21 protein-coding genes are annotated in these 24,238 nt (G+C 64.9%); 16 read left to right on the plus strand and 5 right to left on the minus strand.

Annotation, left to right across the window (positions count from 1 at the left end; genetic code table 11):
- Nucleotides 1-60 precede the first annotated feature (60 nt).
- The 7 genes from HU230_RS32260 (at nucleotide 61) to HU230_RS32290 (ending at nucleotide 7,095) form a co-directional block, all read left to right on the plus strand.
- A complete protein-coding gene (locus tag HU230_RS32260; RefSeq protein ID WP_176534685.1) occupies nucleotides 61-1,056 on the plus strand; it encodes a PhoH family protein in 996 nt (331 codons plus the stop codon).
- A 68-nt stretch (nucleotides 1,057-1,124) separates the two neighbouring features.
- Entirely contained in the window at nucleotides 1,125-1,622 is a 498-nt protein-coding gene (gene ybeY, locus HU230_RS32265) for an rRNA maturation RNase YbeY (protein ID WP_176534684.1), read from the plus strand.
- Between the two features lies 1 nt (nucleotide 1,623).
- Entirely contained in the window at nucleotides 1,624-2,736 is a 1,113-nt protein-coding gene (locus HU230_RS32270) for a hemolysin family protein (RefSeq protein WP_176534683.1), read from the plus strand.
- Nucleotides 2,733-4,346 carry an apolipoprotein N-acyltransferase gene (gene lnt, locus HU230_RS32275; RefSeq protein ID WP_176534682.1) on the plus strand — a complete coding sequence of 538 codons (1,614 nt, stop codon included), beginning with the start codon at nucleotides 2,733-2,735 and terminating at the stop codon, nucleotides 4,344-4,346. The genes HU230_RS32270 and lnt overlap by 4 nt, the downstream gene beginning before the upstream one ends.
- A gap of 263 nt (nucleotides 4,347-4,609) precedes the next feature.
- Nucleotides 4,610-5,026: a helix-turn-helix domain-containing protein gene (locus HU230_RS32280; RefSeq protein WP_176534681.1), complete on the plus strand. Its 417-nt coding sequence runs from the start codon at nucleotides 4,610-4,612 to the stop codon at nucleotides 5,024-5,026.
- A 207-nt stretch (nucleotides 5,027-5,233) separates the two neighbouring features.
- Nucleotides 5,234-6,358, plus strand: coding sequence for a M20 family metallopeptidase (locus HU230_RS32285; RefSeq protein ID WP_176534680.1), 1,125 nt, complete (start codon nucleotides 5,234-5,236; stop codon nucleotides 6,356-6,358).
- On the plus strand, nucleotides 6,355-7,095 hold the full coding sequence (locus HU230_RS32290) for a tRNA (guanine(46)-N(7))-methyltransferase TrmB (RefSeq protein WP_176534679.1): 741 nt from the start codon (nucleotides 6,355-6,357) through the stop codon (nucleotides 7,093-7,095). The genes HU230_RS32285 and HU230_RS32290 overlap by 4 nt, the downstream gene beginning before the upstream one ends.
- A gap of 47 nt (nucleotides 7,096-7,142) precedes the next feature.
- Here HU230_RS32290 and HU230_RS32295 read toward each other — a convergent pair whose 3' ends face one another.
- Together HU230_RS32295 and HU230_RS32300 are read right to left on the minus strand one after the other, a co-directional pair.
- Nucleotides 7,143-7,985: a phytanoyl-CoA dioxygenase family protein gene (locus HU230_RS32295; protein WP_176534678.1), complete on the minus strand. Its 843-nt coding sequence runs from the start codon at nucleotides 7,983-7,985 to the stop codon at nucleotides 7,143-7,145.
- Nucleotides 7,986-8,189: 204 nt separating this feature from the next.
- The gene (locus HU230_RS32300) at nucleotides 8,190-9,260 is read right to left on the minus strand and encodes a DUF2336 domain-containing protein (RefSeq protein ID WP_176534677.1); all 1,071 of its coding nucleotides are present in this window, start codon (nucleotides 9,258-9,260) and stop codon (nucleotides 8,190-8,192) included.
- A 347-nt stretch (nucleotides 9,261-9,607) separates the two neighbouring features.
- Here HU230_RS32300 and rimP point away from each other — a divergent pair, with 347 nt between their 5' ends.
- From rimP to HU230_RS32345, 9 genes are all read left to right on the plus strand, one after another.
- On the plus strand, nucleotides 9,608-10,384 hold the full coding sequence (gene rimP, locus HU230_RS32305) for a ribosome maturation factor RimP (protein ID WP_176534676.1): 777 nt from the start codon (nucleotides 9,608-9,610) through the stop codon (nucleotides 10,382-10,384).
- A gap of 3 nt (nucleotides 10,385-10,387) precedes the next feature.
- Nucleotides 10,388-12,001: a transcription termination factor NusA gene (nusA, locus tag HU230_RS32310; RefSeq protein ID WP_176534675.1), complete on the plus strand. Its 1,614-nt coding sequence runs from the start codon at nucleotides 10,388-10,390 to the stop codon at nucleotides 11,999-12,001.
- Nucleotides 12,002-12,016: 15 nt separating this feature from the next.
- Nucleotides 12,017-12,703 carry an RNA-binding protein gene (locus HU230_RS32315; RefSeq protein WP_176534674.1) on the plus strand — a complete coding sequence of 229 codons (687 nt, stop codon included), beginning with the start codon at nucleotides 12,017-12,019 and terminating at the stop codon, nucleotides 12,701-12,703.
- A gap of 107 nt (nucleotides 12,704-12,810) precedes the next feature.
- Nucleotides 12,811-15,513, plus strand: coding sequence for a translation initiation factor IF-2 (infB, locus tag HU230_RS32320; protein WP_176534673.1), 2,703 nt, complete (start codon nucleotides 12,811-12,813; stop codon nucleotides 15,511-15,513).
- Between the two features lie 174 nt (nucleotides 15,514-15,687).
- Nucleotides 15,688-16,098: a 30S ribosome-binding factor RbfA gene (gene rbfA, locus HU230_RS32325; protein WP_176534672.1), complete on the plus strand. Its 411-nt coding sequence runs from the start codon at nucleotides 15,688-15,690 to the stop codon at nucleotides 16,096-16,098.
- The gene (truB, locus tag HU230_RS32330) at nucleotides 16,098-17,207 is read left to right on the plus strand and encodes a tRNA pseudouridine(55) synthase TruB (protein ID WP_176534671.1); all 1,110 of its coding nucleotides are present in this window, start codon (nucleotides 16,098-16,100) and stop codon (nucleotides 17,205-17,207) included. The genes rbfA and truB overlap by 1 nt, the downstream gene beginning before the upstream one ends.
- Before the next feature lie 2 nt (nucleotides 17,208-17,209).
- Nucleotides 17,210-17,479, plus strand: a complete 270-nt coding sequence (rpsO, locus tag HU230_RS32335) for a 30S ribosomal protein S15 (RefSeq protein ID WP_016844725.1) — start codon at nucleotides 17,210-17,212, stop codon at nucleotides 17,477-17,479.
- A 318-nt stretch (nucleotides 17,480-17,797) separates the two neighbouring features.
- The gene (gene pnp / locus HU230_RS32340; protein WP_176534670.1) at nucleotides 17,798-19,954 is read left to right on the plus strand and encodes a polyribonucleotide nucleotidyltransferase; all 2,157 of its coding nucleotides are present in this window, start codon (nucleotides 17,798-17,800) and stop codon (nucleotides 19,952-19,954) included.
- Nucleotides 19,955-20,221: 267 nt separating this feature from the next.
- A complete protein-coding gene (locus HU230_RS32345) occupies nucleotides 20,222-20,818 on the plus strand; it encodes a glutathione S-transferase family protein (RefSeq protein WP_176534669.1) in 597 nt (198 codons plus the stop codon).
- 114 nt (nucleotides 20,819-20,932) lie between these two features.
- On the opposite strand, the gene fabV is transcribed toward HU230_RS32345, so the two are convergent.
- From fabV to fabA, 3 genes are all read right to left on the minus strand, one after another.
- Nucleotides 20,933-22,105: an enoyl-ACP reductase FabV gene (gene fabV, locus HU230_RS32350; protein WP_176534668.1), complete on the minus strand. Its 1,173-nt coding sequence runs from the start codon at nucleotides 22,103-22,105 to the stop codon at nucleotides 20,933-20,935.
- Between the two features lie 77 nt (nucleotides 22,106-22,182).
- The gene (fabB, locus tag HU230_RS32355; RefSeq protein ID WP_176534667.1) at nucleotides 22,183-23,406 is read right to left on the minus strand and encodes a beta-ketoacyl-ACP synthase I; all 1,224 of its coding nucleotides are present in this window, start codon (nucleotides 23,404-23,406) and stop codon (nucleotides 22,183-22,185) included.
- A gap of 43 nt (nucleotides 23,407-23,449) precedes the next feature.
- The gene (fabA, locus tag HU230_RS32360; protein ID WP_028343922.1) at nucleotides 23,450-23,971 is read right to left on the minus strand and encodes a 3-hydroxyacyl-[acyl-carrier-protein] dehydratase FabA; all 522 of its coding nucleotides are present in this window, start codon (nucleotides 23,969-23,971) and stop codon (nucleotides 23,450-23,452) included.
- Between the last annotated feature and the right edge of the window lie 267 nt (nucleotides 23,972-24,238).

The following is a 24,238-nucleotide window of genomic DNA, read 5'->3' on the forward strand; positions in this document are numbered from 1 at the left end:
TTGCCCAAAAGCGCATCGGATTCATCTTCGTTAGCTCCCAGCCGCAAACCTGACCGCGACATGCAAGTGCCACCTGAGACCCAGGTCGTCATCGATTTCGACGACAATCGTGCCGCATCCGCGCTGGTCGGCCCTTACGGACAGAATCTGGCGCTGATCGAGCGGCGGCTCGGCGTCGTGGTCGATTCCCGCGGCAATCATCTCACCATCGCGGGCTCCCGCGACGGCTGCGACGCGGCGCGGCGCGTGCTTGAGACCCTGTATGCACAGGCCGTCGAGGGGCACGACCTCGATCAGGGCGAAGTCGAAGGCGCGATCCGCGCCGTGATCGCGCAGGGCTCGCTGTTCGAGTTCGACAACAAGACCGCCAAGCCGACGTTTGAAACGATCAATCTTCGCAAGCGTCCGGTGCGCGCCCGCACCGCGGCGCAGGATTCCTACATCCGCGCGCTGAAGCGGCATGAGCTGGTGTTCGGCATCGGCCCGGCCGGCACCGGCAAGACGTGGCTCGCGGTCGCCCACGCAGCGCAACTGTTCGAGCGCAAGGAAGTCGATCGCATCATCCTGACGCGGCCCGCGGTCGAGGCCGGCGAGCGGCTCGGCTTCCTGCCCGGCGACCTCAAGGAGAAGGTCGATCCGTATCTGCGCCCGATCTACGATGCGCTGTACGATCTGATGGATGCCCGCGTCGTCGAGCGCGCGCTGCAGGGCAACGAGATCGAGATCGCGCCGCTCGCCTTCATGCGCGGTCGCACCCTGACCAATGCCGCCATCATTCTCGACGAGGCGCAGAACACCACGACGATGCAGATGAAGATGTTCCTGACGCGTCTCGGCGAAAACAGCCGGATGATCGTCACCGGCGATCCGTCGCAGGTCGACCTGCCGAACGGCCAGGCTTCAGGGCTCACGGAAGCCGTGAAGCTGCTCGGCGGCGTCGAGGGCATCGCGCAGGTGCATTTCAAGGCCGAGGACGTCATCCGCCATGAATTGGTGGCGCGCATTGTGGCCGCCTATGAGGGATTGCCGCAAAAGCCGGCAAACGCCAGATCTTGAGACCAATAGCTTCGGCCGCGAGCCCGCGCGATGCGGGTTCCGGCCCTAACGCAGATTTTGAAACCAACGTGTCTGCTTTTCCTGCAACCGAGGTTCTCGTCACCGCCGAATGCTGGCAGGCCGAGCCCGATGCCGACGCGGTGATTCACCGCGCCATCGAGGCCGCCGCCGCAATCGCCGACGCCGATGTCGCGGATGCCGAGCTTGCGGTGATGCTGACCGACGACGCCGGGATCCGCACCCTGAACGCCAACTGGCGCAGCATCGACAAGCCGACCAACGTGCTGTCGTTTCCGGCGCTGCAGCCGGAAGGCGCCGGCGGCCCCGACGATGCCCCGCGCATGCTCGGCGATATCGCGATCGCCTATCAGACGACGCGGCGGGAAGCCGATGAAGAACAGAAACCGTTCGACCATCATTTGAGCCATCTCGCGGTGCATGGCTTCCTGCATCTGATCGGTTACGACCACGAGAACGACGACGATGCCGAGGACATGGAGGCGCTCGAGCGCGAGATCCTCTCCTCCCTCGGCATTCCCGACCCCTATGCGGATCGGATCGCCTGACATGCCGGATTCCGACCCGACCCATGACAATCCGCGCAACGTGAGCAACCTGCCTGCCGTCGTGCACGACGGCGAGGTGCAGCGCCCGGCCGCCGAAGGCTGGCTGGTGCGCGCGATCCGCACGCTGTTCGGCTGGAAGGCCGGCTCGGTGCGCGACGATTTGCAGGTGGTGCTCGACGCCTCGACGCCCGACGATGTCGGCTTCTCGGCGATCGAGCGCACCATGCTGCGCAACATCCTGTCGCTGAACGAGCGGCGGATCGCCGACGTCATGATCCATCGCGCCGACATCGTCGCGGTCAAGCGTGACATCCCGCTCGGCGAATTGATGAGCCTGTTCGAGAGCGCCGCGCATTCGCGGCTCGTCGTCTACAACGAAACCCTCGACGACCCCGAGGGCATGGTGCACATCCGCGACCTGCTCGCCTTCATGACCGCGAAGGCGCGCGTCACCGACGCGACCAAGACGAAGCGCAAGAAACCGTTCCCGGCCGGACTCGATCTGCGCAGCGTCGATCTCGCGCTGCCGCTGGCCGACGCTCATATCATCCGCAAGCTGCTCTACATCCCGCCGTCGATGCGCGCGATCGACCTGTTGGCGCAGATGCAGGCCTCGCGCATCCATCTCGCGCTGGTGGTCGACGAATATGGCGGCACCGACGGGCTGGTGTCGATCGAGGATATCGTCGAGCAGATCGTCGGCGAGATCGACGACGAGCATGATTCCGACGAGCCGCCGTCCATTGTCCGCCAGCCGGACAACTCCTTTATCGCCGACGCGCGCGCCAGCCTCGACGATGTCCGTTCGGTGATCGGCGAGGACTTCGTCACCGGCGAGGCCGGCGAGGAGGTCGAGACGCTGGGCGGCTATCTCGTGTCGTTCGTCGGCCGCCTGCCGGTGCGCGGCGAGGTGATTTCCGGTCCGGGCAATTACGAGGTCGAGGTGCTCGACGCCGATCCGCGTCGGGTCAAGCGTGTGCGAATCACGACGCGCAAGGAACGGCCGGCGCCGCGCAAGGAGCGCGAGCGGCGCCGCGAGCAGGCACCGGACTCCGGCAATCCGCAGGCGAATGACAACATGCCGCCGCCCGGCGAGGGAGCCGGTCCGCAGTGAGGCTTTCCGACAAGCTCCGATCGATCGGTCTCGCCGTCATCCTGACATGGGGATGGAAGCGCGTCGTGCTCGCGCTCGCGGCCGGCGCCTTGTCCTCGCTGGCGATGGCGCCGTTCAACGCCTGGCCGGTGCTGTTTCTGACGTTTTCGATCGCGGTCTGGCTGATCGATGGTAGCGCTGCGGGACGCTGGCGCGGCGTACCCGCCGCAGCGCTGTCCGGCTTCTGGTTCGGCCTCGGCTATTTCGTGCCGGGACTGTACTGGATCGGCTACGCCTTCTTCGTCGATGCAGACACCTTCGCCTGGCTGACGCCGTTCGCGGTGCTCGGCCTGCCCGCCTATCTCGCGCTGTTCACCGCCTTCGGCTTCGCGCTCGCACGGCTGACCTGGCCGCGCGACGCTTCGCGCGTGCTGGCGCTGGCGATCGGGCTTACGATTTCGGAATGGCTGCGCGGCCATCTCCTCAGCGGCTTTCCATGGAATGCGTTCGGCTACGCACTGACCGAACCCCTGGCGCTGGCCCAGACCGCATCGCTGATCGGGCTGTGGGGCATGACATTCCTGGCAGTCGCGATCTTCGCAAGTCCCGCCGTGCTGATCGACGGCGCCTCGCGCGGCCGCAAGCCGTGGCGCGCGCCAGTGGCCGCGGTGCTGGTTCTCGCCGCGATGCTGGCGTTCGGTGCGGTGCGCCTCTCGCGAGAGCCGACCAGCATGGTCAGCGGCGTCAAGCTGCGCATCATGCAGCCCGATCTGCAGCAGGACGCCAAGTTCAACTACTCCGCCAAGGCGGCGGTGATGCAGAAATATCTCACTCTGTCGGATCGTGCGTCCGGGCCACACTCGACCGGCGTGAGCGACTCCACCATCTTGATCTGGCCGGAATCCGCGTTTCCGTTCTTCCTGACCAAGGAAGCCGACGCGATGGCGCAGATCGCCGACTTGCTGCCGAAGGGTACCGTGCTGATCACCGGTTCGGTGCGCGCGCCCGATCTGCCGCCCGGCGTCCGCGTCACGCGCGCGTATAATTCGATCTACGTCATCGACCATGACGGCAGCGTGCTTGCGGTCTACGACAAGCTGCACCTTGTCCCATTCGGAGAGTATCTGCCGTTCCAGGACTGGATGGAGAAGCTCGGCTTCGTGCAGCTCACCAAGGTGCAGGGCGGCTTCATTCCCGGCACGATCCGCCGGACGCTCAATATTCCGAACGCGCCGCGCGCGCTGCCCTTGATCTGCTACGAGGCGATCTTTCCCGGCAATGTCGTGAGCCGCGACGACCGTCCCGGCTGGATCATCAACGTCACCAATGACGGCTGGTTCGGAATCTCGACCGGTCCCTATCAGCATCTGCAGCAGGCCCGGCTGCGCTCGATCGAGGAAGGCCTGCCGATGGTGCGCGCCGCGAATACGGGCATATCGGCCATCATCGACCCGCTCGGGCGGATTGTCGCCCGACTCGGGCTCGGCATCGAAGGCGTGCTCGATGCCGGCCTGCCGGCGGCCATCGCGCCGACGATCTATGCGCGTGTCGGAAACATCCCCGCCGCTGTGATTGTGTTAGTTGCCCTCGCAATCGTATTGCGGAGGCGTTTTGTCAGGCGAAAGGCCTGACGGCGCTTATCGCCGGTTGTCACACGAACCCGAAAAAGTGTCGAAATTTACCTCAGCGTGATTCCACCTGTTGACAGATCGACCGTGCACTTCGCATTGTACGGGTCCACGCGAAATCACAAGCCAAGTCAGCCCCTTTGCGCAAATTGTCCGCATTTCGTCCCGATCCTCCTTGCAGGATTTGACGGCACCGGCGCCTGAGGCATACTCCACGTCCAACTTGCCTCACCCCCCGGGCGCGCAATCCCTTAGGAGAGTTGGAGATGTCCACCAAAGCGCCCAATCCTGTTGACAAATATGTCGGCAGCCGCGTCCGTATGCGACGCATCATGCTCGGCATGAGCCAGGAAAAGCTGGGCGAGGCGTTAGGCCTGACGTTCCAGCAGGTGCAGAAATACGAGAAGGGCACCAACCGTGTCGGCGCCAGCCGACTGCAGCAGATCTCCGAAATCCTGCAGGTGCCGGTCTCTTTCCTGTTCGATGGCGGCCCGAGCGGGGTCAAGACCGCTGACGGCTTCAGCGAGGGCTCCTCGCCGGCCTATGTGTCCGATTTTCTGGCAACCGCCGAAGGCCTGGCCCTGACCCGCGCGTTCACGCGGATCGCGGACGTCAAGCTCCGTCGCAGCATCGTCGAACTGGTCGAGCAGATCGCGGCGCGCGAGGCGGCCGAGCAGGTCTGATCCGGCCATATCCGTTTGAGAGATCGTCAAATCTGGAATATGTCATTCCGGCGCAGTGTTAAAGCGTGACGAGTTCCGATGGAATCTCGTCGCGCTCTAGCTCCTTGATCGAGCATGATCTTTCGGAAAACCGCGTCACACTTTTCCGGATCATGCTTTGGCGCGTGCGCTGAATGACAAAGCGAATTCACAGGCGACGATAACAACATGGCCAGCAACCCGTTCGAAACCGCTGATATCCTCGACGGAATTCGCCGCTGGGTCGAGATCGAATCTCCGACGGAGCGGCCGGATCAGGTCAACAAGCTGGCTGATCTCGTCGCGTCTGAATATCGCGACCTGCCGGCCACCGTCGACCGCGTTGCGGGACGCGACGGCTGCGGCGATCACCTGGTGACGCGCTCGTCCTGGGGGCAGGACGCACCGGGCATTCTGGTGTTGAGCCATCTCGACACAGTTCATCCGATGGGATTCATCGAACGGTTACCATTCAAGATCGAAGGCGACAGTGCGTTCGGCCCGGGCATCTACGACATGAAGGGCGGCGCCTATCTCGCCTATCATGCGTTCCGGCAGATCTGCGCCGCTGACGTGCGCCCGCCGCTCGGCATCACCCAGCTCTACGTATCGGACGAGGAGATCGGCAGCCCGACCTCGCGGGCGCTGATCGAGGCCGAGGGACGCAAGGCCAAATACGTGCTGGTGACCGAGCCGGCGCGCGACGGCGGCAAGATCGTCACCGGGCGCAAGGGCGTCGCGCGCTTCGACGTGCATATCAAGGGCGCGCCGGCACATGCCGGCACGCGCCCCGAGGATGGCCGCAGCGCGATCCGGGAACTCGGCCATGTGATCCTGGCGCTGGAGGCGATGAACGATCTCAAGCGCGGCGTCACCGTCAATGTCGGCGTGGTCCGCGGCGGCACCAAGCCGAATGTGATCGCCGAAGAGGCCTACGCCGAAGTCGACATGCGCGTGCCGACCATGGCCGACGCCGACGAGCTGGTGCCGAAGATCCTCGGCATCACCTCGCGCACCGACGGCGTTACCGTGAAGGTGACCGGGGAATTGAACCGTCCGCCCTATGAGAAGAGCAATGCCGGCGCCGCGCTCTACGAACACGCCAGGGAGCTTGCAGGCGAACTCGGCTTCGAGCTGATCGATGTGTTCACCGGTGGCGGCTCCGACGGCAATTTCACCGCACCGCATACTGCAACGCTCGACGGACTCGGCGTCGACGGCAAGGGCGCGCATACCCATTACGAGCAGCTCTACATCTCGTCGATCGAGCCCCGCGCGCGCCTGCTCCACCGTCTCTACCAGACGCTGCGATGACACCGGCTCCGAACGACAGCGGCGGTCGCGGTTCTTCCGACGATGGCGCGACGGCCCATTCGCGCGGCTCGTTCTTCGGGCGGCGCAAGGGCCACAAGCTGCGCGCGCACCAGGCCGATCTGATCGACAATCTGCTGCCGCATCTTTCGCTCGACATCTCGGCGCCCGCGCCCGAGGCGCTGACCGAACTGTTCGATGAGGGCATCGACAATGTCAGGCTCGAGATCGGCTTCGGCGGCGGCGAGCATCTGATCGCGGAGGCACAGGCATTTCCGGCGACCGGCTTCATCGGCTGCGAGCCCTATGTCAACGGGATGGCCAAGATCCTGACCCAGATCGAGGCGCACAATATCGGCAACATCCGCCTGTTCGCCGGCGACGCCGCCGAGCTGCTGGCCTGGGCGCCGCCGCGCTCGCTGGCGCGCATCGACCTGATCCATCCCGATCCCTGGCCGAAGCGGCGGCACTGGAAGCGGCGCTTCGTTCAGGATGCAACGGTCGCGGCGATGACCCGGCTGCTGCCGCCGGGCGGCGAATTCCGCTTCGTCAGCGATATCGACGATTACTGCGCCTGGACGCTCGCGCATCTGCTGCGCTCGCCCGACTTCGCCTGGCTCGCCGAGCGCGCGATCGACTGGCAGCAGCCGTGGCCGGACTACACCATGACGCGCTACGGCGCCAAGGCCGAGCGCGAGGGGCGCAAGGCTGCGTATCTGAGGTTTCGGCGATTGGCCTAAGTCGTCATTCCGGGGCGTGCGAAGCACGAACCCGGATCGACGAGATGCTATCCCTGCCCCGCCATCCGCGCCTTCCTGACGTCGGTGGCCTCCCAGACCATGCGCTTGCCGCGTTCGCGACCGAGCAGCTCGATCGGATCGTGATTGTCGATGTGGCCGAACTGGCCCTTGTAGACGCTGTAACCGCACAATTCCTGCAGGCGGCGCGGAAAGCGGGCCGCGGTCTCGCGCGGAATGCCGAGCTGCAGATTCTCCTGCTGGCGCATCCAGCCCCAGCAATAGGCGCAGGAAAAGGCAAAGCGCCTGGCGTCGCTGGTGTTGGCGCCGCCGCCATGCCACAGCGCGCTGTCGAACAGCATCACGCTGCCCGTCGGCATGGTCGCGGTGACGGCGTCGTAGTCCTTGCCGTATTCCGGCGACGAATCGAACTTGTGGCTGCGCGGAATGATCCGCGTCGCGCCGTTGTCGTCGCGGAAATCGGACAGCGCCCAGATCGCATTGATCGTGATCGGAATGTGCGGCCGCGGCAGCGGGATCAATTGAGTGTCTTCGTGGATCGGCTGCGCCTCCTGGCCGGGGCCAAGCACTAGCGAGCAGAACGACGACAGCAGGCATTCTTTGTCCAGCACGCGCTCGACCACCGGCAGCACGTTCTCATGCAGCGGCACCTCCCAGAACAGATCGTCAAAGGTCAGGAGGTTGTTGATGCGCAGCGTCTTGAAACCCTCGAACGATGTCCTGGCAGGTGCGAGATTGTGCTCGCTCTCGATTCTCAGCACCGCGTCCTTCAATCCCTCGATCAGGTCCGGCGAGGCGGCGCGCTCGATCACGGTGTATCCGTCGTCGCGGATCCGCTCGGCGTGGGATTGGATGTCGGCGTCCGTCAGCATGGCGATCTCCCCGTTGGCGCTGTGTCGCGCCTTGCGGAAAGCATAGCGGGCCGTTTCAGTTTTTGGGAAGGAATTTTCGACACTGCCGCTTAGCCTCGTCATTGCGAGCGAAGCGAAGCAATCCATTCTACCGTTTGTTGTGGCGGATTGCTTCGTCGCTTCACTCCTCGCAATGACAGGGAGAGAGTTAGCCCGCCCCTCGAACTAGCGCGACTTCCAGAAATCCACGACGCGCTGCGCGGTCGACGGCATCAGGCGGACGAAGTTCACCCGCGCACCTTCGATATCGGCCGGCGACGGCACGCGGTTCGGCCCGAGCCGCATCAGGATCAGGGCGCGCACGGTCGGCCATTCGAAACCGATGGTCTTGCTGGCGATCAGGATCGGATCGTAGCGATCGCCGGAGATCAGGCGATCGAGCGTGACGATCTTCACGCTGGTCATCGCCGCCAGCGCCGCCACGCATTCCTCGTATTTGAAGGCCTTGGCTAAGCCTGCCACCGCGGCCTCGTTCAATTCGCCGGCGCGATGCAATGCCAGGATCGCGCGCTGCGCGGCAGCGAAATCGCGGCCCTCGACCTGCGCGACGACGCCTTCGATCTCGTTCAGCGCCAGCTTGATCTCGGCCTGCCGTTCCGGCTTGGCGACGACCTGCAATCGGCGGCGGATCACGTCGATCGAGCCGGCCAGCAGGCTCTTCAGATGCACGGGCGGGAGATCGTCGCGGCGGCCGATCCGCAGCGTCAGCACGCCATCTTGACCGGCGCGCCGCACCAGCGTCGTGAAGGACGCGTCCGAGAATGCCGCGCCCGCATTGCCGGCTGCGCATCGGATGACGTCGCGATCGCCGCGACGGACGATGACATCGGTCACCGCGGTCGAGAGCTTGGACCGCTCGGCCATCGCCAGCAGATGGCCCTGGCCCTTGGCATTGGCGATCTCGACCAGCACCTTTTCGTCAATCACCGGCGATTGGCGCAGCACCGGCCCCGCGATCGCGACCTCGTCCTCGCGGGCGAGTTGCCCGACCAGATGCCGCGGCGCGTTGGCGAGCGGCGCAAGCCGTTCGGCGAGATCGATCCGTGCAGCAAGGTCGGCATGCGGGACCAGACTGGTCAGCACCCCGTCGAACAGGTCGATATGGTCGGGGCGAAAGCTCGCGGCGCCCTGCAGGAACAGCTCGCCGAGCCGCCGCGCGGCTTCGGCGCGGCGCTTGGGGTCGCCGCGGCGAACGATGTCGTCGAGTTCCGGGATCAGCGCGGGGGCTGTCGTCATGAGCCTTGTCCAACCGGCGACTTCTGCCGATTTTCGGCAATCTATGGCCCCGTTCGTAAACGGAGGGTTAGGTCAAACCTGCACCCCGGAGCCCGCAAAATCGCCCTCCGCCGGGCCGGGAGGCCTTGCCGGACCCCGGCGAAAGGGCTATATCCACCGCAACTTATGGTATCTCATACGATCGCGTAGGAGAGTGGGCCCCCCGGGACCCGCTCTTTTTTATTACCTGACGGGACCCAGCGAGGCCGGGTCCAGTTTAGGTAGCGTTAGCGGCCCCTTAAGGCCACCTGAACAACACAACAGACCTCAGACAACCTCTAGACCTTAGACAGCCTTTGACACTGGATATGACCGATCCGACCGCCACGTCCGTGGACACCGAACTGCTCGCCGAGCCGCGGCTTGTCGTCGAGCCCGGGGTCGCGGCGCGCGTCGCCGCCGTCGCGGTCCCGGTGCTGCAGGGCATGGGCTATCGCCTGGTCCGCATCAAGGTCTCGGGCGACGCCGGCTGCACCGTGCAGATCATGGCGGAGCGTCCCGACGGCTCGATGCAGCTCGAGGATTGCGAGGCGATCTCGCGCGCGCTGTCGCCGGTGCTCGATGTCGCCGACCCGATCGAGCGCGCCTACCGGCTGGAAATCTCGTCGCCCGGAATTGACCGGCCGCTGGTGCGCCGCTCCGACTTCGAGCGCTACACCGGGCATCTGGTGAAGATCGAAATGGCGGTGGCGCATCAGGGCCGCAAGCGGTTCCGCGGCCTGCTCGCCGGCGTCGAAGGCAATGCGGTGCGCATCAAGCGCGACGATTCACGTCCCACCGAGGACGCTGAAGTTCTCCTGGTGATGGAAGACATTTCGGACGCGCGGCTGGTGCTGACCGACGAGCTGATCGAGGAATCGATGCGCCGCGGCAAGGCCGCCGAGCGCGAGCTGCGCCGCGAGTTCGGCCTCGCGCCGCCGCAGCCGGCCCACGCCAGGAAGGGCGATCCTGCGAAGAGTCAGAAGCCGAAACCCAAGCCTGCTCACAAGCCCGGCACCAAGCCGGCCCCGACCAACACCAAAAAGCACCGCCTGGCCGCCGAACGCGCGCGCCGTGGCGAGATCGATCCATTCGAAGGAGACTAAGCCATGGCAGTCAGCGCCAACAAACTCGAACTGCTGCAGATCGCAGACGCAGTTGCGCGCGAAAAGTCGATCGACCGCTCCATCGTGATCGCGGCGATGGAAGACGCCATCGCCAAGGCCGCGCGTGCCCGCTACGGCAGCGAGACCGACGTCCATGCCGAGATCGACGCCAAGAAGGGCGAACTGCGGTTGACCCGCCACATGCTGGTGGTCGATGTCGTCGAGAACTCGTCGAACCAGATTTCGCTGCACGATGCGCAGCGCGCCAATCCGGGCGCCCAGGTCGGCGACACCATCGCCGACACGCTGCCGCCGCTGGAATATGGCCGTATCGCCGCGCAGTCCGCCAAGCAGGTGATCGTGCAGAAGGTGCGCGAAGCCGAGCGCGACCGGCAGTACCAGGAATTCAAGGACCGCATCGGCGACATCGTCAACGGCATCGTCAAGCGCGTCGAATATGGCAGCGTGATCGTCGACCTCGGCCGTGGCGAAGCGATCGTGCGCCGCGACGAGATGCTGCCGCGCGAAGTGTTCCGCAACGGCGACCGCGTCCGCGCCTACATCTTCGACGTCCGCCGCGAGACCCGCGGTCCGCAGATCTTCCTGTCGCGCACCCATCCGCAGTTCATGGCGAAGCTGTTCGCGCAGGAAGTGCCCGAAATCTACGACGGCATCGTCGAGATCAAGGCGGTCGCCCGCGATCCCGGCTCGCGCGCCAAGATCGGTGTGATCTCGCGCGATTCCTCGGTCGATCCGGTCGGCGCCTGCGTCGGTATGCGCGGATCGCGCGTGCAGGCCGTGGTGAACGAGCTGCAGGGCGAGAAGATCGACATCATTCCGTGGTCGCCCGACATCGCGACCTTTGTCGTCAACGCGCTGGCGCCGGCTGAAGTCGCCAAGGTCGTGATCGACGAAGACCGCGAGCGCATCGAGGTCGTGGTTCCCGACACCAACAACCAGCTCTCTCTGGCGATCGGCCGCCGCGGCCAGAACGTTCGTCTCGCCTCGCAGCTGACCGGCTGGGACATCGACATCCTGACCGAGCAGGAAGAGTCGGAGCGCCGCCAGGCCGACTTCGAGAACTCGACCCGCGTGTTCATGGAAGCGCTCAATGTCGACGAGGTGGTCGGCCAGCTGCTCGCCTCCGAAGGCTTCACCTCGGTCGAGGAACTCGCGCTGGTCGACGTCAAGGAACTCGCCGGTATCGAAGGTTTCGACGAGGAGACCGCTACCGAGCTGCAGACCCGCGCCCGTGAATATCTGGAACAGCTTGAGGCTGAACTCGAGGTCAAGCGCAAGGAACTCGGCGTCGAGGACGCCATGAAGGACGTGCCCGGCGTCACCGGCAAGATGCTGGTGAAGCTCGGCGAGAACGACGTGAAGACCGTTGAGGATCTGGCCGGCTGTGCCACCGACGACCTGGTCGGCTGGACCGAGCGCAAAGAAGGCGGCGAGCCGACCAAGCATGCCGGGTTCCTCGATGGCATCGAGGTCTCGCGCGACGAGGCCGAGGCCCTGATCATGCAGGCCCGTCTGAAGGCCGGCTGGATCACCGAGGCCGACCTTGCCAAGCCTGCTGAGGAGGCCGAGGCCGCCGAAGCAGAAACGGCGTCGTAAGGAGATGCCCCACGGATGCTCGCTCAGGCTGACCCCGATCTCGACGATGGGCCGCGGATGCAGAAGTCCGCGACCACGCGGATGTGCGCGGTCAGCCGCGAGGTGCGTCCGATCGACGAACTGATCCGGTTCGTCATCGCGCCCACGGGCGAGGTGATCCCGGATCTCAAGCGCAAGCTGCCGGGCCGCGGAATGTGGGTTTCCGCATCGCGGCGCAGCGTTGCGGAAGCGGTCCGTCGTCACCAATTTAGCAAGGGATTCAAGCGCGATGTCCGCGTCGCGCCGACCCTTCCCGCCGACACCGACGCCCTCCTGGTCCGCGGCGTCACCGAGGCCCTGGCGATGGCCGCCAAGGCCGGTCAGGTCGTCGCGGGCTTCGGCAAGGTCGAGGACGCCCTCAACCGGAGCGAAACTGCAGCCCTGATCCACGCTTCGGACGGCGCGGCGGACGGAATCCGCAAATTGGGCGCGATCGTCAGGCAAAGGGGCGAAAAACGTGGTGAATCGCCGGTAATCGCCGTCGTCAATGTTTTGACGTCGGAAGAATTGGATTTGGCACTTGGGCGGTCAAATGTGATACATGCTGCGCTGCTCGCGGGCCCGGCGAGCAAGACGTTCCTGTCGCGCTGCCAGATGCTGGTCCGATACCGGATGGCCGACGACGACAAGACCGCCGAAGCGGCCAGAAATTCCAGAGCCTGATCCAGGAAGGCGGATGCCGTCTTTCCGACCGGATCATGCTCAGCAAACGACGACAGTTGAAGGATTTGTGCGGCATACGCACAGCGAAACGAGATTAGGACTGCTGAATGGTTGATACCAAGACCCCTGGCGACAAGACTCTGAGTGTCCCGAGCAAGACGTTGTCGCTGAAGCCGCGCGTCGAGACGGGCACCGTGCGCCAGAGCTTCAGCCACGGCCGGACCAAGCAGGTCGTGGTCGAGAAACGCGGCAAGCGTCGCGTCGGTGGCGATGGCCCCGGCGAGGCGCATGCGCCGGAACCCGTGGTTGCAAAGCCGGCGGCGCCCGCCCCCAGGCCGCCGCAGGGCCGCCCCGGAGGCCCGTCGTCGGGCCAGCAACAGCGCAACACCCGCTCCGGCGTGGTGCTGCCGACCCTAACTGAGGACGAGCGTTCCGCGCGTGCCAGCGCGCTTGCCGACGCGCGTCAGCGCGACATCGAGGAGCGTCGTCAGGCCGAAGAGGAAGCCAAGCGCCGCGCTGTCCGCGAGGCTGCCGAGAAGGTCGAGCGTGAAGCCGCCGAGGCCCGCCGCAAGGCGGAAGAGGAACGCCACCGCCACGAGGAAGAGGCCAAGCGCAAGGCCGAAGTCGAGGCCAAGCGCCGCTTCGGCGAGGGCGAAGCCAAGCCCGGCGCAGCGCCTGCCGCTGCACCGGCCAGGCCTGCCACAGCCGCACCCGCGTCTGCTCCGGCAGCCCGGGCGCCGGCAGCCCGCACCACGACCGCGACGCCTGCGCGCACACCGGTCGTCGCGCCGAGGCCCCCGGGGGTTGCCGCAGAGGCGGCGGACGAAGACGAAGGTCCGCGCTTGGTGCGCCGTCCCGGCGGCGCCGTGCGTCCCGTCGCGGCCCCGAAGACCACCCAGAAGCCCGGCCCGCAGAAGCAGCGCGGACGCCTCACCGTCGTCACGGCGCTCAACGCCGACGACGTGCGCGAGCGCTCGATCGCCTCGTTCCGCCGCCGTACCCAGCGTCTGAAGGGTCACGCCGCGAACGAGCAGAAGGAAAAGCTGATTCGCGAAGTGGTCATTCCGGAAGCGATCACGATCCAGGAACTCGCGAACCGCATGTCGGAGCGCGCGGTCGATGTCATCCGCATGCTGATGAAGCAGGGCGCGATGCACAAGATCACCGACGTGATCGATGCCGACACCGCGCAACTGATCGCCGAAGAACTCGGCCATAGCGTCAAGCGCGTCGCCGCATCCGACGTTGAGGAAGGCCTGTTCGACGTCGTCGACAATTCCACCGACACCGAGCCGCGTTCGCCCGTGGTCACCGTCATGGGTCACGTCGACCACGGCAAGACCTCGCTGCTCGACGCGCTGCGCCACGCCAACGTGGTGTCGGGCGAAGCCGGCGGCATCACCCAGCACATCGGTGCCTATCAGGTGACTTCGCCGGAAAGCGGCAAGAAGATCACCTTCATCGATACGCCGGGCCACGCCGCGTTCACCGCAATGCGCGCCCGCGGCGCCAAGGTCACCGACATCGTCGTGCTGGTGGTCGCGGCCGATGACGGCGTGATGCCGCAGACGATCGAGGCGATCAACCACGCCAAGGCGGCCAAGGTGCCGATGATCGTGGCGATCAACAAGATCGACAAGCCCGATGCGCGGCCGGAGCGCGTGCGCACCGAATTGCTGCAGTACGAGGTGCAGGTCGAATCGCTCGGCGGCGACGTCGTCGACGTCGAGGTCTCGGCCAAGAACAAGACCAATCTCGACCGGCTGCTCGAGATGATCGCGCTGCAGGCCGAAATCCTCGACCTGAAGACCAATTCGCAGCGTCCGGCGGAAGGCACCGTGATCGAAGCCAAGCTCGATCGCGGCCGCGGTCCGGTCGCGACCGTGCTGGTCCAGCGCGGCACGCTGCGGATCGGCGACATCATCGTGGCCGGCGCCGAGATGGGCCGCGTCCGCGCCTTGATCTCCGACCAGGGCGAGAATCTCGACGAGGCCGGCCCGTCCGTTCCGGTCGAGGTGCTCGGCTTCAACGGTCCGCCGGAAGCCGGTGACCGTCTCGCTGTCGTTGAGAACGAAGCCCGCGCCCGCCAGGTCACGAGCTACCGCGCGCACCAGAAGCGCGAGAACGCGGCTGCCTCGATCTCCGGCATGCGCGGCTCGCTCGAGCAGATGATGTCGCAGCTCAAGACCGCAGGCCGCAAGGAGTTCCCGCTGATCGTCAAGGCCGACGTGCAGGGCTCGCTGGAAGCGATCCTGGGCTCGCTCGAGAAGCTCGGCACCGACGAAGTCGCCGCCCGCATCCTGCATGCCGGCGTCGGCGGCATCTCGGAGTCCGACGTCACGCTGGCGGAAGGCTTCAACGCCGCGATCATCGGCTTCTCGGTCCGAGCCAACAAGGAAGCCGCGGCCGCAGCCAAGCGCAACGGCATCGAGATCCGCTACTACAACATCATCTACGACCTCGTGGATGACATCAAAAAGGCGATGTCCGGCCTGCTCGCGCCCACGCTGCGCGAAACCATGCTGGGCAACGCGCAGATCCTGGAAGTGTTCAACATTTCCAAGGTCGGCAAGGTCGCGGGTTGCCGCGTCACCGACGGCACCGTGGAACGCGGCGCCAATGTTCGCCTGATCCGCGACAACGTCGTGGTGCACGAAGGCAAGCTGTCGACGCTGAAGCGCTTCAAGGACGAAGTGAAGGAAGTGGTCGCCGGCCAGGAGTGTGGCATGGCATTCGAGAACTATGGCGACATGCGTGTCGGCGACGTGATCGAATGTTACCGCATCGAGACGATCCAGCGCTCGCTGTAAGTCCAAATCTTACGAAGCGCAGATCTTACTAAGCGTTGGGTCCATTTAACTGAGAATGCGACGACGTGGCCGGACTTTTAGTCCGGCCACCGGCGCATCGTCCGATTGAAAGCAAAGCTAGACATTGATGCCCGCGGCCAAGGCCGGCGGGCGCGACGGTTTTGGAAGAAGGTCATGCCCCGTCAAAAGAAGAGTTCCAGCCCCGGCGGATCGCAACGTCAGCTACGCGTCGGCGAAACGGTTCGCCATGCAGTTGCCGAGATTCTGTCGCAGGGTGAGGTCCACGATCCCGATCTGGAAGGCCACATCATCACCGTTCCCGAGGTGCATATGTCGCCGGACCTGAAGCTCGCCACGGTTTACGTGATGCCGCTCGGCGGACGCGACACCGACGCGGTGATCGCCGCGCTCGAGCGCAACAAGAAGTTCCTTCGCGGCGAGGTCGCGCATCGCGTCAACCTGAAATTTGCACCCGACATTCGCTTCCGCGTCGATGAGCGATTCGACGAGGCGGAGCGCATCGAGAAACTACTGCGGACACCTGCGGTGCAGCGAGACCTTGCACCCGATTCGGACGACGAGTGATGACTGTGATGACGACCAACAGCGTGATCGACGCGAAGGATGCCGACGCGCGCGACGCTGAGCGGGATGCTTTTGCCGGGCCGCGCACCGACGATGCGCGCCGCACCAACAACGACCCGCGCCAGAAGCAGGGCAAGCAGAACCAGCAGCCGCGCCGCGACAAGCGCGACGTCCATGGCTGGGTGGTGCTCGACAAGCCGATCGGAATGACCTCGACGCAGGCCGTGGCCGTGCTCAAGCGCCTGTTCCAGGCCAAGCGCGCCGGCCATGCCGGCACGCTCGATCCGCTCGCCTCCGGCGGCCTGCCGATCGCGCTGGGCGAGGCCACCAAGACGGTGCCGTTCGTGATGGGCGGCCGCAAGCGCTACCGCTTCACGGTCAGCTGGGGCGAGGAGCGCGACACCGACGACACCGAGGGACGGCCGGTCAGAACCAGCGAGAGCCGGCCGACCGCCGATTCGATCCGCCAACTGCTGCCGCGCTTCACCGGGGTGATCGAGCAGGTCCCGCCGCAATATTCGGCGATCAAGGTGCAGGGCGAGCGAGCCTATGATCTGGCACGCGACGGCGAGACCGTGGAGCTGAAGCCCCGCCCGGTCGAGATTCACGAATTAACCCTTGTGGAACATAGAGATAACGGACAATCCGTGTTCGAGGCCGAGTGCGGCAAGGGAACCTATGTCCGGGCCTTGGCCCGCGATATGGGCCGGATTCTGGGCTGTTTCGGCCATATCTGCGCCCTGCGGCGGACCCTGGTCGGTCCGTTTACCGAGCGGGACATGATTCCGCTGGAACAGTTGGAGGCTTTATGCAATAGAGCCGCGTCTGGCGAGGGCAGCCTCGCCGACGCGCTTTTGCCCGTTGAGACCGCGCTGGACGACATCCCGGCACTGGCCGTCACACGGGCTGATGCGGCAAGGCTCCACCGGGGCCAGGCCGTTTTGTTGCGCGGACGGGATGCGCCCAATACCAGCGGCACAGTCTATGTCACGGTGGCAGGCCGACTTCTCGCGCTTGCCGAAATTGGCAATGGCGAACTCATCCCCAAGCGCGTGTTCAACCTGAACGGACTGACTGCCGGTCCGGCTCGCAACAATGAAAGTAACTGACGATGTCGATTACCGCCGAACGCAAAGCGGAAGTCATCAAGACGAATGCCAACAAAGCCGGCGACACCGGCTCGCCCGAGGTTCAGGTCGCGATCCTGTCGGAACGCATCAATAACCTCACCGAGCACTTCAAGAGCCATGTGAAGGACAACCATTCACGCCGTGGCCTCCTGAAGCTCGTGTCGACGCGTCGCTCCCTGCTTGACTACATCAAGCGCAAGGACGAGGCGCGGTACAAGGCGCTGCTCGAGAAGCACAACATCCGTCGTTGATTTGAGAAGCACGCGCGCGAGGTTCGCGCGCGTTTTCGTATGGTCGTCCGTGAACTCGGGCTTTCGAATTGTCGAAAGATGATCATGCGCAACAGCATGGCCATCGCGCCATGCACACTAGCGTCCAGCAGCAATCCGGCCGCTGGACCGGGCAAGATGCCCAGATGACCGAAAGGATGGACGCCATCCGAAATCCAGGGACCATGGCAGGATCGCCGGATGCTGACCGCGCAGCAGCGCATCAGTGTCTCGCCGTCTTGGCATGGTCTTTGTGTTTCGGGGCGCCGTGCTTTCGTGAAACCATGAAAGAAAACCGAAATGTTCAATTCGCATTCCGTCGAGATCGACTGGGGTGGACGTCCCCTCAAACTTGAAACCGGCAAGATCGCCCGCCAGGCCGATGGTGCCGTGGTGGCCACCTACGGCGAGACCGTGGTGCTTGCCACCGTCGTCGCGGCGAAGACGCCGCGCGAAGGCGTCGACTTCCTGCCGCTCACCGTCGACTACCAGGAGAAGACCTACGCCGCGGGCCGCATTCCCGGCGGCTATTTCAAGCGCGAAGGCCGTCCGACCGAGAAGGAGACGCTGGTCTCCCGTCTGATCGACCGCCCGATCCGTCCGCTGTTCGTCGACGGCTGGCGCAACGAGACCCAGGTGATCGTCACCGTCCTGTCGCACGACATGGAGAACGATCCGGACATCGTGTCGCTGGTCGCCGCCTCCGCCGCCCTGACGCTGTCGGGCGCGCCGTTCAAGGGCCCGATCGGCGCCGCGCGCGTCGGCTTCGCCAATGACGAATACGTGCTCAACCCGACGCTCGACGAGATGACCGAGACCCAGCTCGATCTCGTCGTCGCCGGCACCGCCGACGCCGTGCTGATGGTCGAATCGGAAGCCAAGGAGCTCAACGAAGACGTGATGCTCGGCGCGGTCATGTTCGGCCACCGCCACTTCCAGCCGGTCATCAACGCGATCATCGAGCTCGCCGAGAAGGCCGCCAAGGAGCCGCGCGAAGTCACCACGATCGACAATTCCGAGATCGAGAAGGAGATGCTTGGCATTGCCGAGCAGGATCTCCGCAAGGCCTACGCGATCCCGGTCAAGCAGGAACGCTATGCCGCGGTCGGCGCCGTCAAGGAGAAGGTGCTGGCGCACTTCTTCCCGGAAGGCCAGGAGCCGAAATACGACAAGCTCCGCGTCGCCGGCGTGTTCAAGGAACTGGAAGCCAAGATCGTTCGCTGGAACATCCTCGACACCGGCAAGCGCATCGACGGCCGTGACGCCAAGACCGTGCGCAACATCATCGCCGAGGCCGGCGTGCTGCCGCGCGCCCACGGCTCGGCGCTGTTCACCCGTGGTGAGACCCAGGCGATGGTGGTGACCACGCTCGGCACCGGCGAGGACGAGCAGTACATCGACGCGCTGTCGGGGACGTACAAGGAAACGTTCCTGCTGCACTACAACTTCCCGCCCTACTCGGTCGGTGAAACCGGTCGCCTCGGCGGCACCAAGCGCCGCGAGATCGGCCACGGCAAGCTCGCCTGGCGCGCGATCCACCCGGTGCTGCCGCCGCATCACGAGTTCCCGTACACGATCCGCGTGGTCTCCGAGATCACCGAGTCGAACGGCTCGTCCTCGATGGCCTCGGTCTGCGGCGCCTCGCTGTCGCTGATGGATGCCGGCGTGCCGCTGAAGCGGCCGACCGCCGGTATCGCCATGGGCCTGATCCTCGAAGGTCAGCGCTTCGCGGTGCTGTCGGACATCCTCGGCGACGAGGATCATCTCGGCGACATGGACTTCAAGGTCGCCGGCACCGACCAGGGCATCACCTCGCTCCAGATGGACATCAAGATCGAGGGCATCACCGAGGAGATCATGAAGGTGGCGCTCGGCCAGGCCAAGGAAGGACGCATCCACATCCTGGGTGAAATGTCCAAGGCCCTGACCGCGGCGCGCGCCGAGCTCGGCGAATACGCGCCGCGCATCGAGACCTTCAAGATCGCCACCGACAAGATCCGCGAAGTGATCGGCACCGGCGGCAAGGTGATCCGCGAGATCGTCGAGAAGACCGGCGCCAAGGTCAACATCGAGGACGACGGCACCGTGAAGGTCGCCTCCAACGATGGCGAGGCGATGAAGGCTGCGATCAAGTGGATCAAGTCGATCGCCTCCGACCCGGAGGTCGGCCAGATCTACGAGGGCACCGTCGTCAAGGTGATGGAGTTCGGCGCGTTCGTGAACTTCTTCGGCGCCAAGGACGGCCTTGTCCACATCAGCCAGCTCGCGGCCAGCCGCGTGCAGAAGACCTCCGACGTCGTCAAGGAAGGCGACAAGGTCAAGGTCAAGCTGCTCGGCTTCGACGATCGCGGCAAGACCCGCCTGTCGATGAAGGCGGTCGACCAGGAGACCGGCGAGGACCTCGAGGCCAAGCAGAAGACCGACGCCCCGGCCCCGCGCGAAGCTGCCGGCGAGTAAGCCTGTCTGGAATGAAACAACGAAGGGCGGCCGAAAGGCCGCCCTTTTTGTTTGGTGCGATGCCTGAGCGCCGGGCGCGATACCGAGCAGGGCTCGCTGGTGGCAACTCGAAAACGCTCCAGGAGTCCAATCTGTCGCAGCCAACCTAATTGACCAACATCTCGACCTGAGGTCACGCGATTTGCCCATCCGTCGTGCGTTGCCAATTCGTGGCGGACGCGCGATGTAACGGACGCCGTTCGTCCATGCCAAAGAAGGGACCGCACCATGATCAAGCTGTACTGGTCGCCGCGCTCGCGCTCATTCTCCGCCATCTGGCTGTTGGAAGAATCCGGCCTGGCTTACGAACGGGTGCTGACCGATATCAGCACCGGCGCGCAGAAGTCGCCGGAGTTCCTCAAGATCAACCCGATGGGCAAGGTGCCGGCGTTGACCGACGGCGACGCCCAGTTCGCCGAGGCCGCCGCGATCTGCGCCTATGTCGCTGACCGCTATCCGGAGACGAAGCTCGCGCCGGCCACCAACGATCCGAAGCGCGCACGCTATCTGCAATGGCTGTTCTTCTCGCCGAGCTGCATCGAGCCGGCGCTGATCCAGCTCTTCACCAAGCTCGAGGTGCCGACCAGCACCGCGGCATGGGGCAGCGCGGCGCAGGTGTTCGACGTGCTCGATGCCGAGTTGCAGAAGGGGCCATGGATCCTCGGCGATCAGTTCTCCGCCGCCGACATCGCGATCGGCGCGGGACTGAACTTTGCGGTGCACGTGTTCAAGATGGTGCCGCCGCGGCCGTCATTTGAGGCCTATATCGACCGCTGCGTGGCGCGGCCCGCGTTCCAGCGCGCAGAGAAGATCGCGGCGGGGTAACGCAGCGACGTAGCCCGGATGCAGCGAAGCGAAATCCGGGAAACTATCTCCACGTCAACCTCTGTCCCGGATTGCGCTTCGCTGCATCCGGGCTACGGAGCGGTGGTTCCGGCCCTAGCCCGGGACGACACGCGGATCGACGTCCTTCGTGTAGTCGACGCCGTCGATGCCGAAGCCGAACAGGCGGAGGAACTGGCTCTTGTATTCGCCGAGATCCGCCAACTCGCCGAGCGTCTCGGTGGTGAGCAGCGGCCAGCGCCGCGACACTTCCGTCTGCACTTCGGGCGAAAGCTCCCAATCGTCGACCCGAATGCGCTGCGCATCGTCGAGCTCGACGCCCTTGCCAAGGCGGGTGCGGAACAGGCGGTCGATCTGCTCGATGCAGCCCTCATGGAGCCCGAGCTGCTTCATCACCTTGAACAGCACCGTGCCATAGAGCGGCACCACCGGAATCGCCGAGCTCGCCTGGGTAACCACGGCCTTCAGCGCGACGACGCGGGCGGCGTCCGGACCGAGCCGGACCCGGATCGCTTCCGCCTTGCTGTCGAGATCGACCTTGGCGCGGCCGAGCGTGCCGTTCCAGTAGATCGGCCAGGTCAGCTCGCTGCCGATATAGGTGTAGTTGAGCGTCCGGAAGCCCGGCGCCAGCACGCCGACATCAGCGAGCTGGTCGATCCAGCGCTTCCAGTCATCGCCGCCCATCACCGCAACCGTGGCCGCGGTTTGATCCTCGTTCGCAGGCTCGAGGGTGGTCTGGAACACCTCGCCGGTCTCGGTGTCGAGCGTCTTGATCTCGACCGGCGCGCCCAGCGGCTTGATGACCGAGCGATAGGTCTTGCCGGTGTCGGGGTCGGTCCGGACCGGCGCCGCCATGCTGTAGACCAGCAAGTCGAGCTGTCCGAATTTTTCGCGCACACGCTCGATGAAGTCTTTCTTCATCTCGTCGGAGAAGGCATCGCCCTCCAGCGTGAGCGGCGAGCGTCCGATCTTCTCGGCCTCGATCTCGAAGGCGCGGTTGTTGTACCAGCCGGCGCTGGCGCTCCTCTTTTCCGACGGTTCGCGCTCCAGCGATACGCCGATCGTATCAGCGCCGCCGGCGAAGGTCGCCACGATGCGGCTCGCGAGGCCGTAGCCCGTCGAGCAGCCCAGCACGGCGACCCGCTTCGGACAGTCAGCGACCGGACCCTGCTTGAGAACGTAGGCGATCTGTTCGCGGACATTCGTGGCGCAGCCGACGGGATGTGCCGTCGTGCAGATGAAGCCTCGCACGCGCGGTTCAATAATCATTCCCACCCCATTCCGGATCGTTGCAATATCCCATTCGCTGCCTGCGGACCTCCCTCAGCAAGCGAGGAGAGGCGAAATCAGGCATCAAGCCGCCTGAATACCAGCGTGGCGTTGGTGCCGCCGAAGCCGAACGAGTTCGACAACACGGTATTGAGCTTGGCGTTGTCGATGCGCTTGCGCACGATCGGCATGTCGGCGAACACCGGATCGAGCTCGGTGATATGCGCGCTTTCGCAGATGAAGCCGTTGTTCAGCATCAGCAGCGAGTAGATCGCTTCCTGGACGCCGGTGGCGCCGAGCGAGTGGCCGGTCAGCGCCTTGGTCGCCGAGATCGGCGGGCACTTGTCGCCGGTACCGAACACCTTGCGGATCGCTTCGATCTCCGGCGGATCGCCGGCCGGCGTCGAGGTGGCGTGCGGATTGATGTAGTCGACCGGCGTGTCCACCGTCGACATCGCCATGCGCATGCACCGCTCGGCGCCCTCGCCCGACGGCGCCACCATGTCGTATCCGTCGGAGGTTGCGCCGTAGCCGACGACCTCACCGTAGATCCGCGCGCCGCGTGCCTTGGCGTGCTCGAGCTCTTCGAGCACCACGACACCCGCGCCGCCGGCGATCACGAAACCGTCGCGGCTGATGTCGTAGGGACGCGAGGCGGTCGCCGGCGTGTCGTTGTACTTCGACGACATGGCGCCCATGGCGTCGAACAGCACCGACAGCGTCCAGTCGAGTTCCTCGCAGCCGCCGGCGAAAATGATGTCCTGCTTGCCGATCTGGATCGTCTCGTAGGCATTGCCGATGCAATGGTTCGACGTCGCGCAGGCCGAGGAGATCGAGTAGTTCACACCCTTGATCTTGAACCAGGTCGCGAGCGTCGCCGACGCGGTCGAGGACATTCCCTTCGGCACAGCGAACGGACCAACGCGCTTCGGGCCCTTGGCGCGCGCGATATCGGCGGCCTCCACCAGCGTGCGCGTCGACGGTCCGCCGGATCCCATGATGATGCCGGTGCGGATGTTGGAGACCTCGTTCTCCTCGAGGCCGGAGTCGCGGATCGCCTGCTCCATGGCGACGTGATTCCACGCGGCACCTTCGGCGAGGAACCGCATCGCGCGGCGATCGATCACCTCGGCGGGATTGAGTGTCGGCGCACCGTGCACCTGCGAACGGAAGCCGAGCTCGGCAGCCTTCTCCGCACGCGAAATGCCCGACCTTGCCTCGTAGAGGCTCGCAAGCACTTCCTGGGTGTTGTTACCGATGGACGAGACAATCCCCATCCCCGTGATGACAACCCGCCTCATGTTCGCCTCGCCCTGCCTTTATGTTGCCGCATGATGATCCTGCTCAAGATGGCGCCGTGCCCTGCTTGAACAATCCGACCTTCAAATCCTTGGCGCGATAAATAATCTCGTCGTCCATGGAAAGCCACCCGTCGGCAATTCCAAGCACGAGCTTTGACCGCATCACGCGCTTGATATCGATGTTGTACACAACCTTGCGCGCGTGCGGCAGCACCTGTCCGGAGAACTTCAGCTCGCCGAGGCCGAGCGCGCGGCCACGACCTTCGCCACCGATCCAGCCGAGGTAAAAGCCGACCATTTGCCACATGGCATCGAGGCCGAGACAGCCCGGCATCACCGGATCGTTCTTGAAATGGCAGCCGAAGAACCAGAGATCCGGCTTCACTTCGAGTTCGGCGCGCACCAGCCCCTTGCCGTACTCGCCGCCGGTTTGCGAGATCTCACTGATCCGATCGAACATCAGCATCGGTGGCAGCGGCAACTGGGCGTTGCCGGGACCAAAGAGCTCGCCCCGCCCGCAAGCCAGCAAATCCTCGTATTCGTAACCGCCGCGCCGATCCAGCATCCTCATTCCACCTCTGATGTCCCGATGAAGCGCTTTGCTTGGTCGGACCTTAATCTACCCACGGGAACCGGAATAACCCGTCCCGCATCTCGGCGCTACCTGGGTACGCTGCCGACCTGTTATCTCTGCCGAAAGCGCATATGTGGTCCGCGCGCTCTCTAACATAGGGCCAATCGGGCGGCAAAGCGGCATTCCGATGATAAATTACCGTTTCTCCTTAGGTTTCTACCGCAGCTTGGATTTGTTCTAGTTGCGAAAAACTTGCAT

The organism is Bradyrhizobium quebecense (genome assembly GCF_013373795.3).
GTDB lineage: Bacteria > Pseudomonadota > Alphaproteobacteria > Rhizobiales > Xanthobacteraceae > Bradyrhizobium > Bradyrhizobium quebecense.

Coding starts and splice junctions, on each gene's coding strand:
- HU230_RS32260 (WP_176534685.1), top strand. CDS start 61: ATGCAAGTGCCACCTGAGACCCAGGTCGTCATCGATTTCGACGACAAT.
- HU230_RS32270 (WP_176534683.1), top strand. CDS start 1,624: ATGCCGGATTCCGACCCGACCCATGACAATCCGCGCAACGTGAGCAAC.
- HU230_RS32280 (WP_176534681.1), top strand. CDS start 4,610: ATGTCCACCAAAGCGCCCAATCCTGTTGACAAATATGTCGGCAGCCGC.
- HU230_RS32285 (WP_176534680.1), top strand. CDS start 5,234: ATGGCCAGCAACCCGTTCGAAACCGCTGATATCCTCGACGGAATTCGC.
- HU230_RS32290 (WP_176534679.1), top strand. CDS start 6,355: ATGACACCGGCTCCGAACGACAGCGGCGGTCGCGGTTCTTCCGACGAT.
- HU230_RS32295 (WP_176534678.1), bottom strand. CDS start 7,985: ATGCTGACGGACGCCGACATCCAATCCCACGCCGAGCGGATCCGCGAC.
- HU230_RS32300 (WP_176534677.1), bottom strand. CDS start 9,260: ATGACGACAGCCCCCGCGCTGATCCCGGAACTCGACGACATCGTTCGC.
- rimP (WP_176534676.1), top strand. CDS start 9,608: ATGACCGATCCGACCGCCACGTCCGTGGACACCGAACTGCTCGCCGAG.
- nusA (WP_176534675.1), top strand. CDS start 10,388: ATGGCAGTCAGCGCCAACAAACTCGAACTGCTGCAGATCGCAGACGCA.
- HU230_RS32315 (WP_176534674.1), top strand. CDS start 12,017: ATGCTCGCTCAGGCTGACCCCGATCTCGACGATGGGCCGCGGATGCAG.
- infB (WP_176534673.1), top strand. CDS start 12,811: ATGGTTGATACCAAGACCCCTGGCGACAAGACTCTGAGTGTCCCGAGC.
- rbfA (WP_176534672.1), top strand. CDS start 15,688: ATGCCCCGTCAAAAGAAGAGTTCCAGCCCCGGCGGATCGCAACGTCAG.
- truB (WP_176534671.1), top strand. CDS start 16,098: ATGACTGTGATGACGACCAACAGCGTGATCGACGCGAAGGATGCCGAC.
- rpsO (WP_016844725.1), top strand. CDS start 17,210: ATGTCGATTACCGCCGAACGCAAAGCGGAAGTCATCAAGACGAATGCC.
- pnp (WP_176534670.1), top strand. CDS start 17,798: ATGTTCAATTCGCATTCCGTCGAGATCGACTGGGGTGGACGTCCCCTC.
- HU230_RS32345 (WP_176534669.1), top strand. CDS start 20,222: ATGATCAAGCTGTACTGGTCGCCGCGCTCGCGCTCATTCTCCGCCATC.
- fabV (WP_176534668.1), bottom strand. CDS start 22,105: ATGATTATTGAACCGCGCGTGCGAGGCTTCATCTGCACGACGGCACAT.
- fabB (WP_176534667.1), bottom strand. CDS start 23,406: ATGAGGCGGGTTGTCATCACGGGGATGGGGATTGTCTCGTCCATCGGT.
- fabA (WP_028343922.1), bottom strand. CDS start 23,971: ATGCTGGATCGGCGCGGCGGTTACGAATACGAGGATTTGCTGGCTTGC.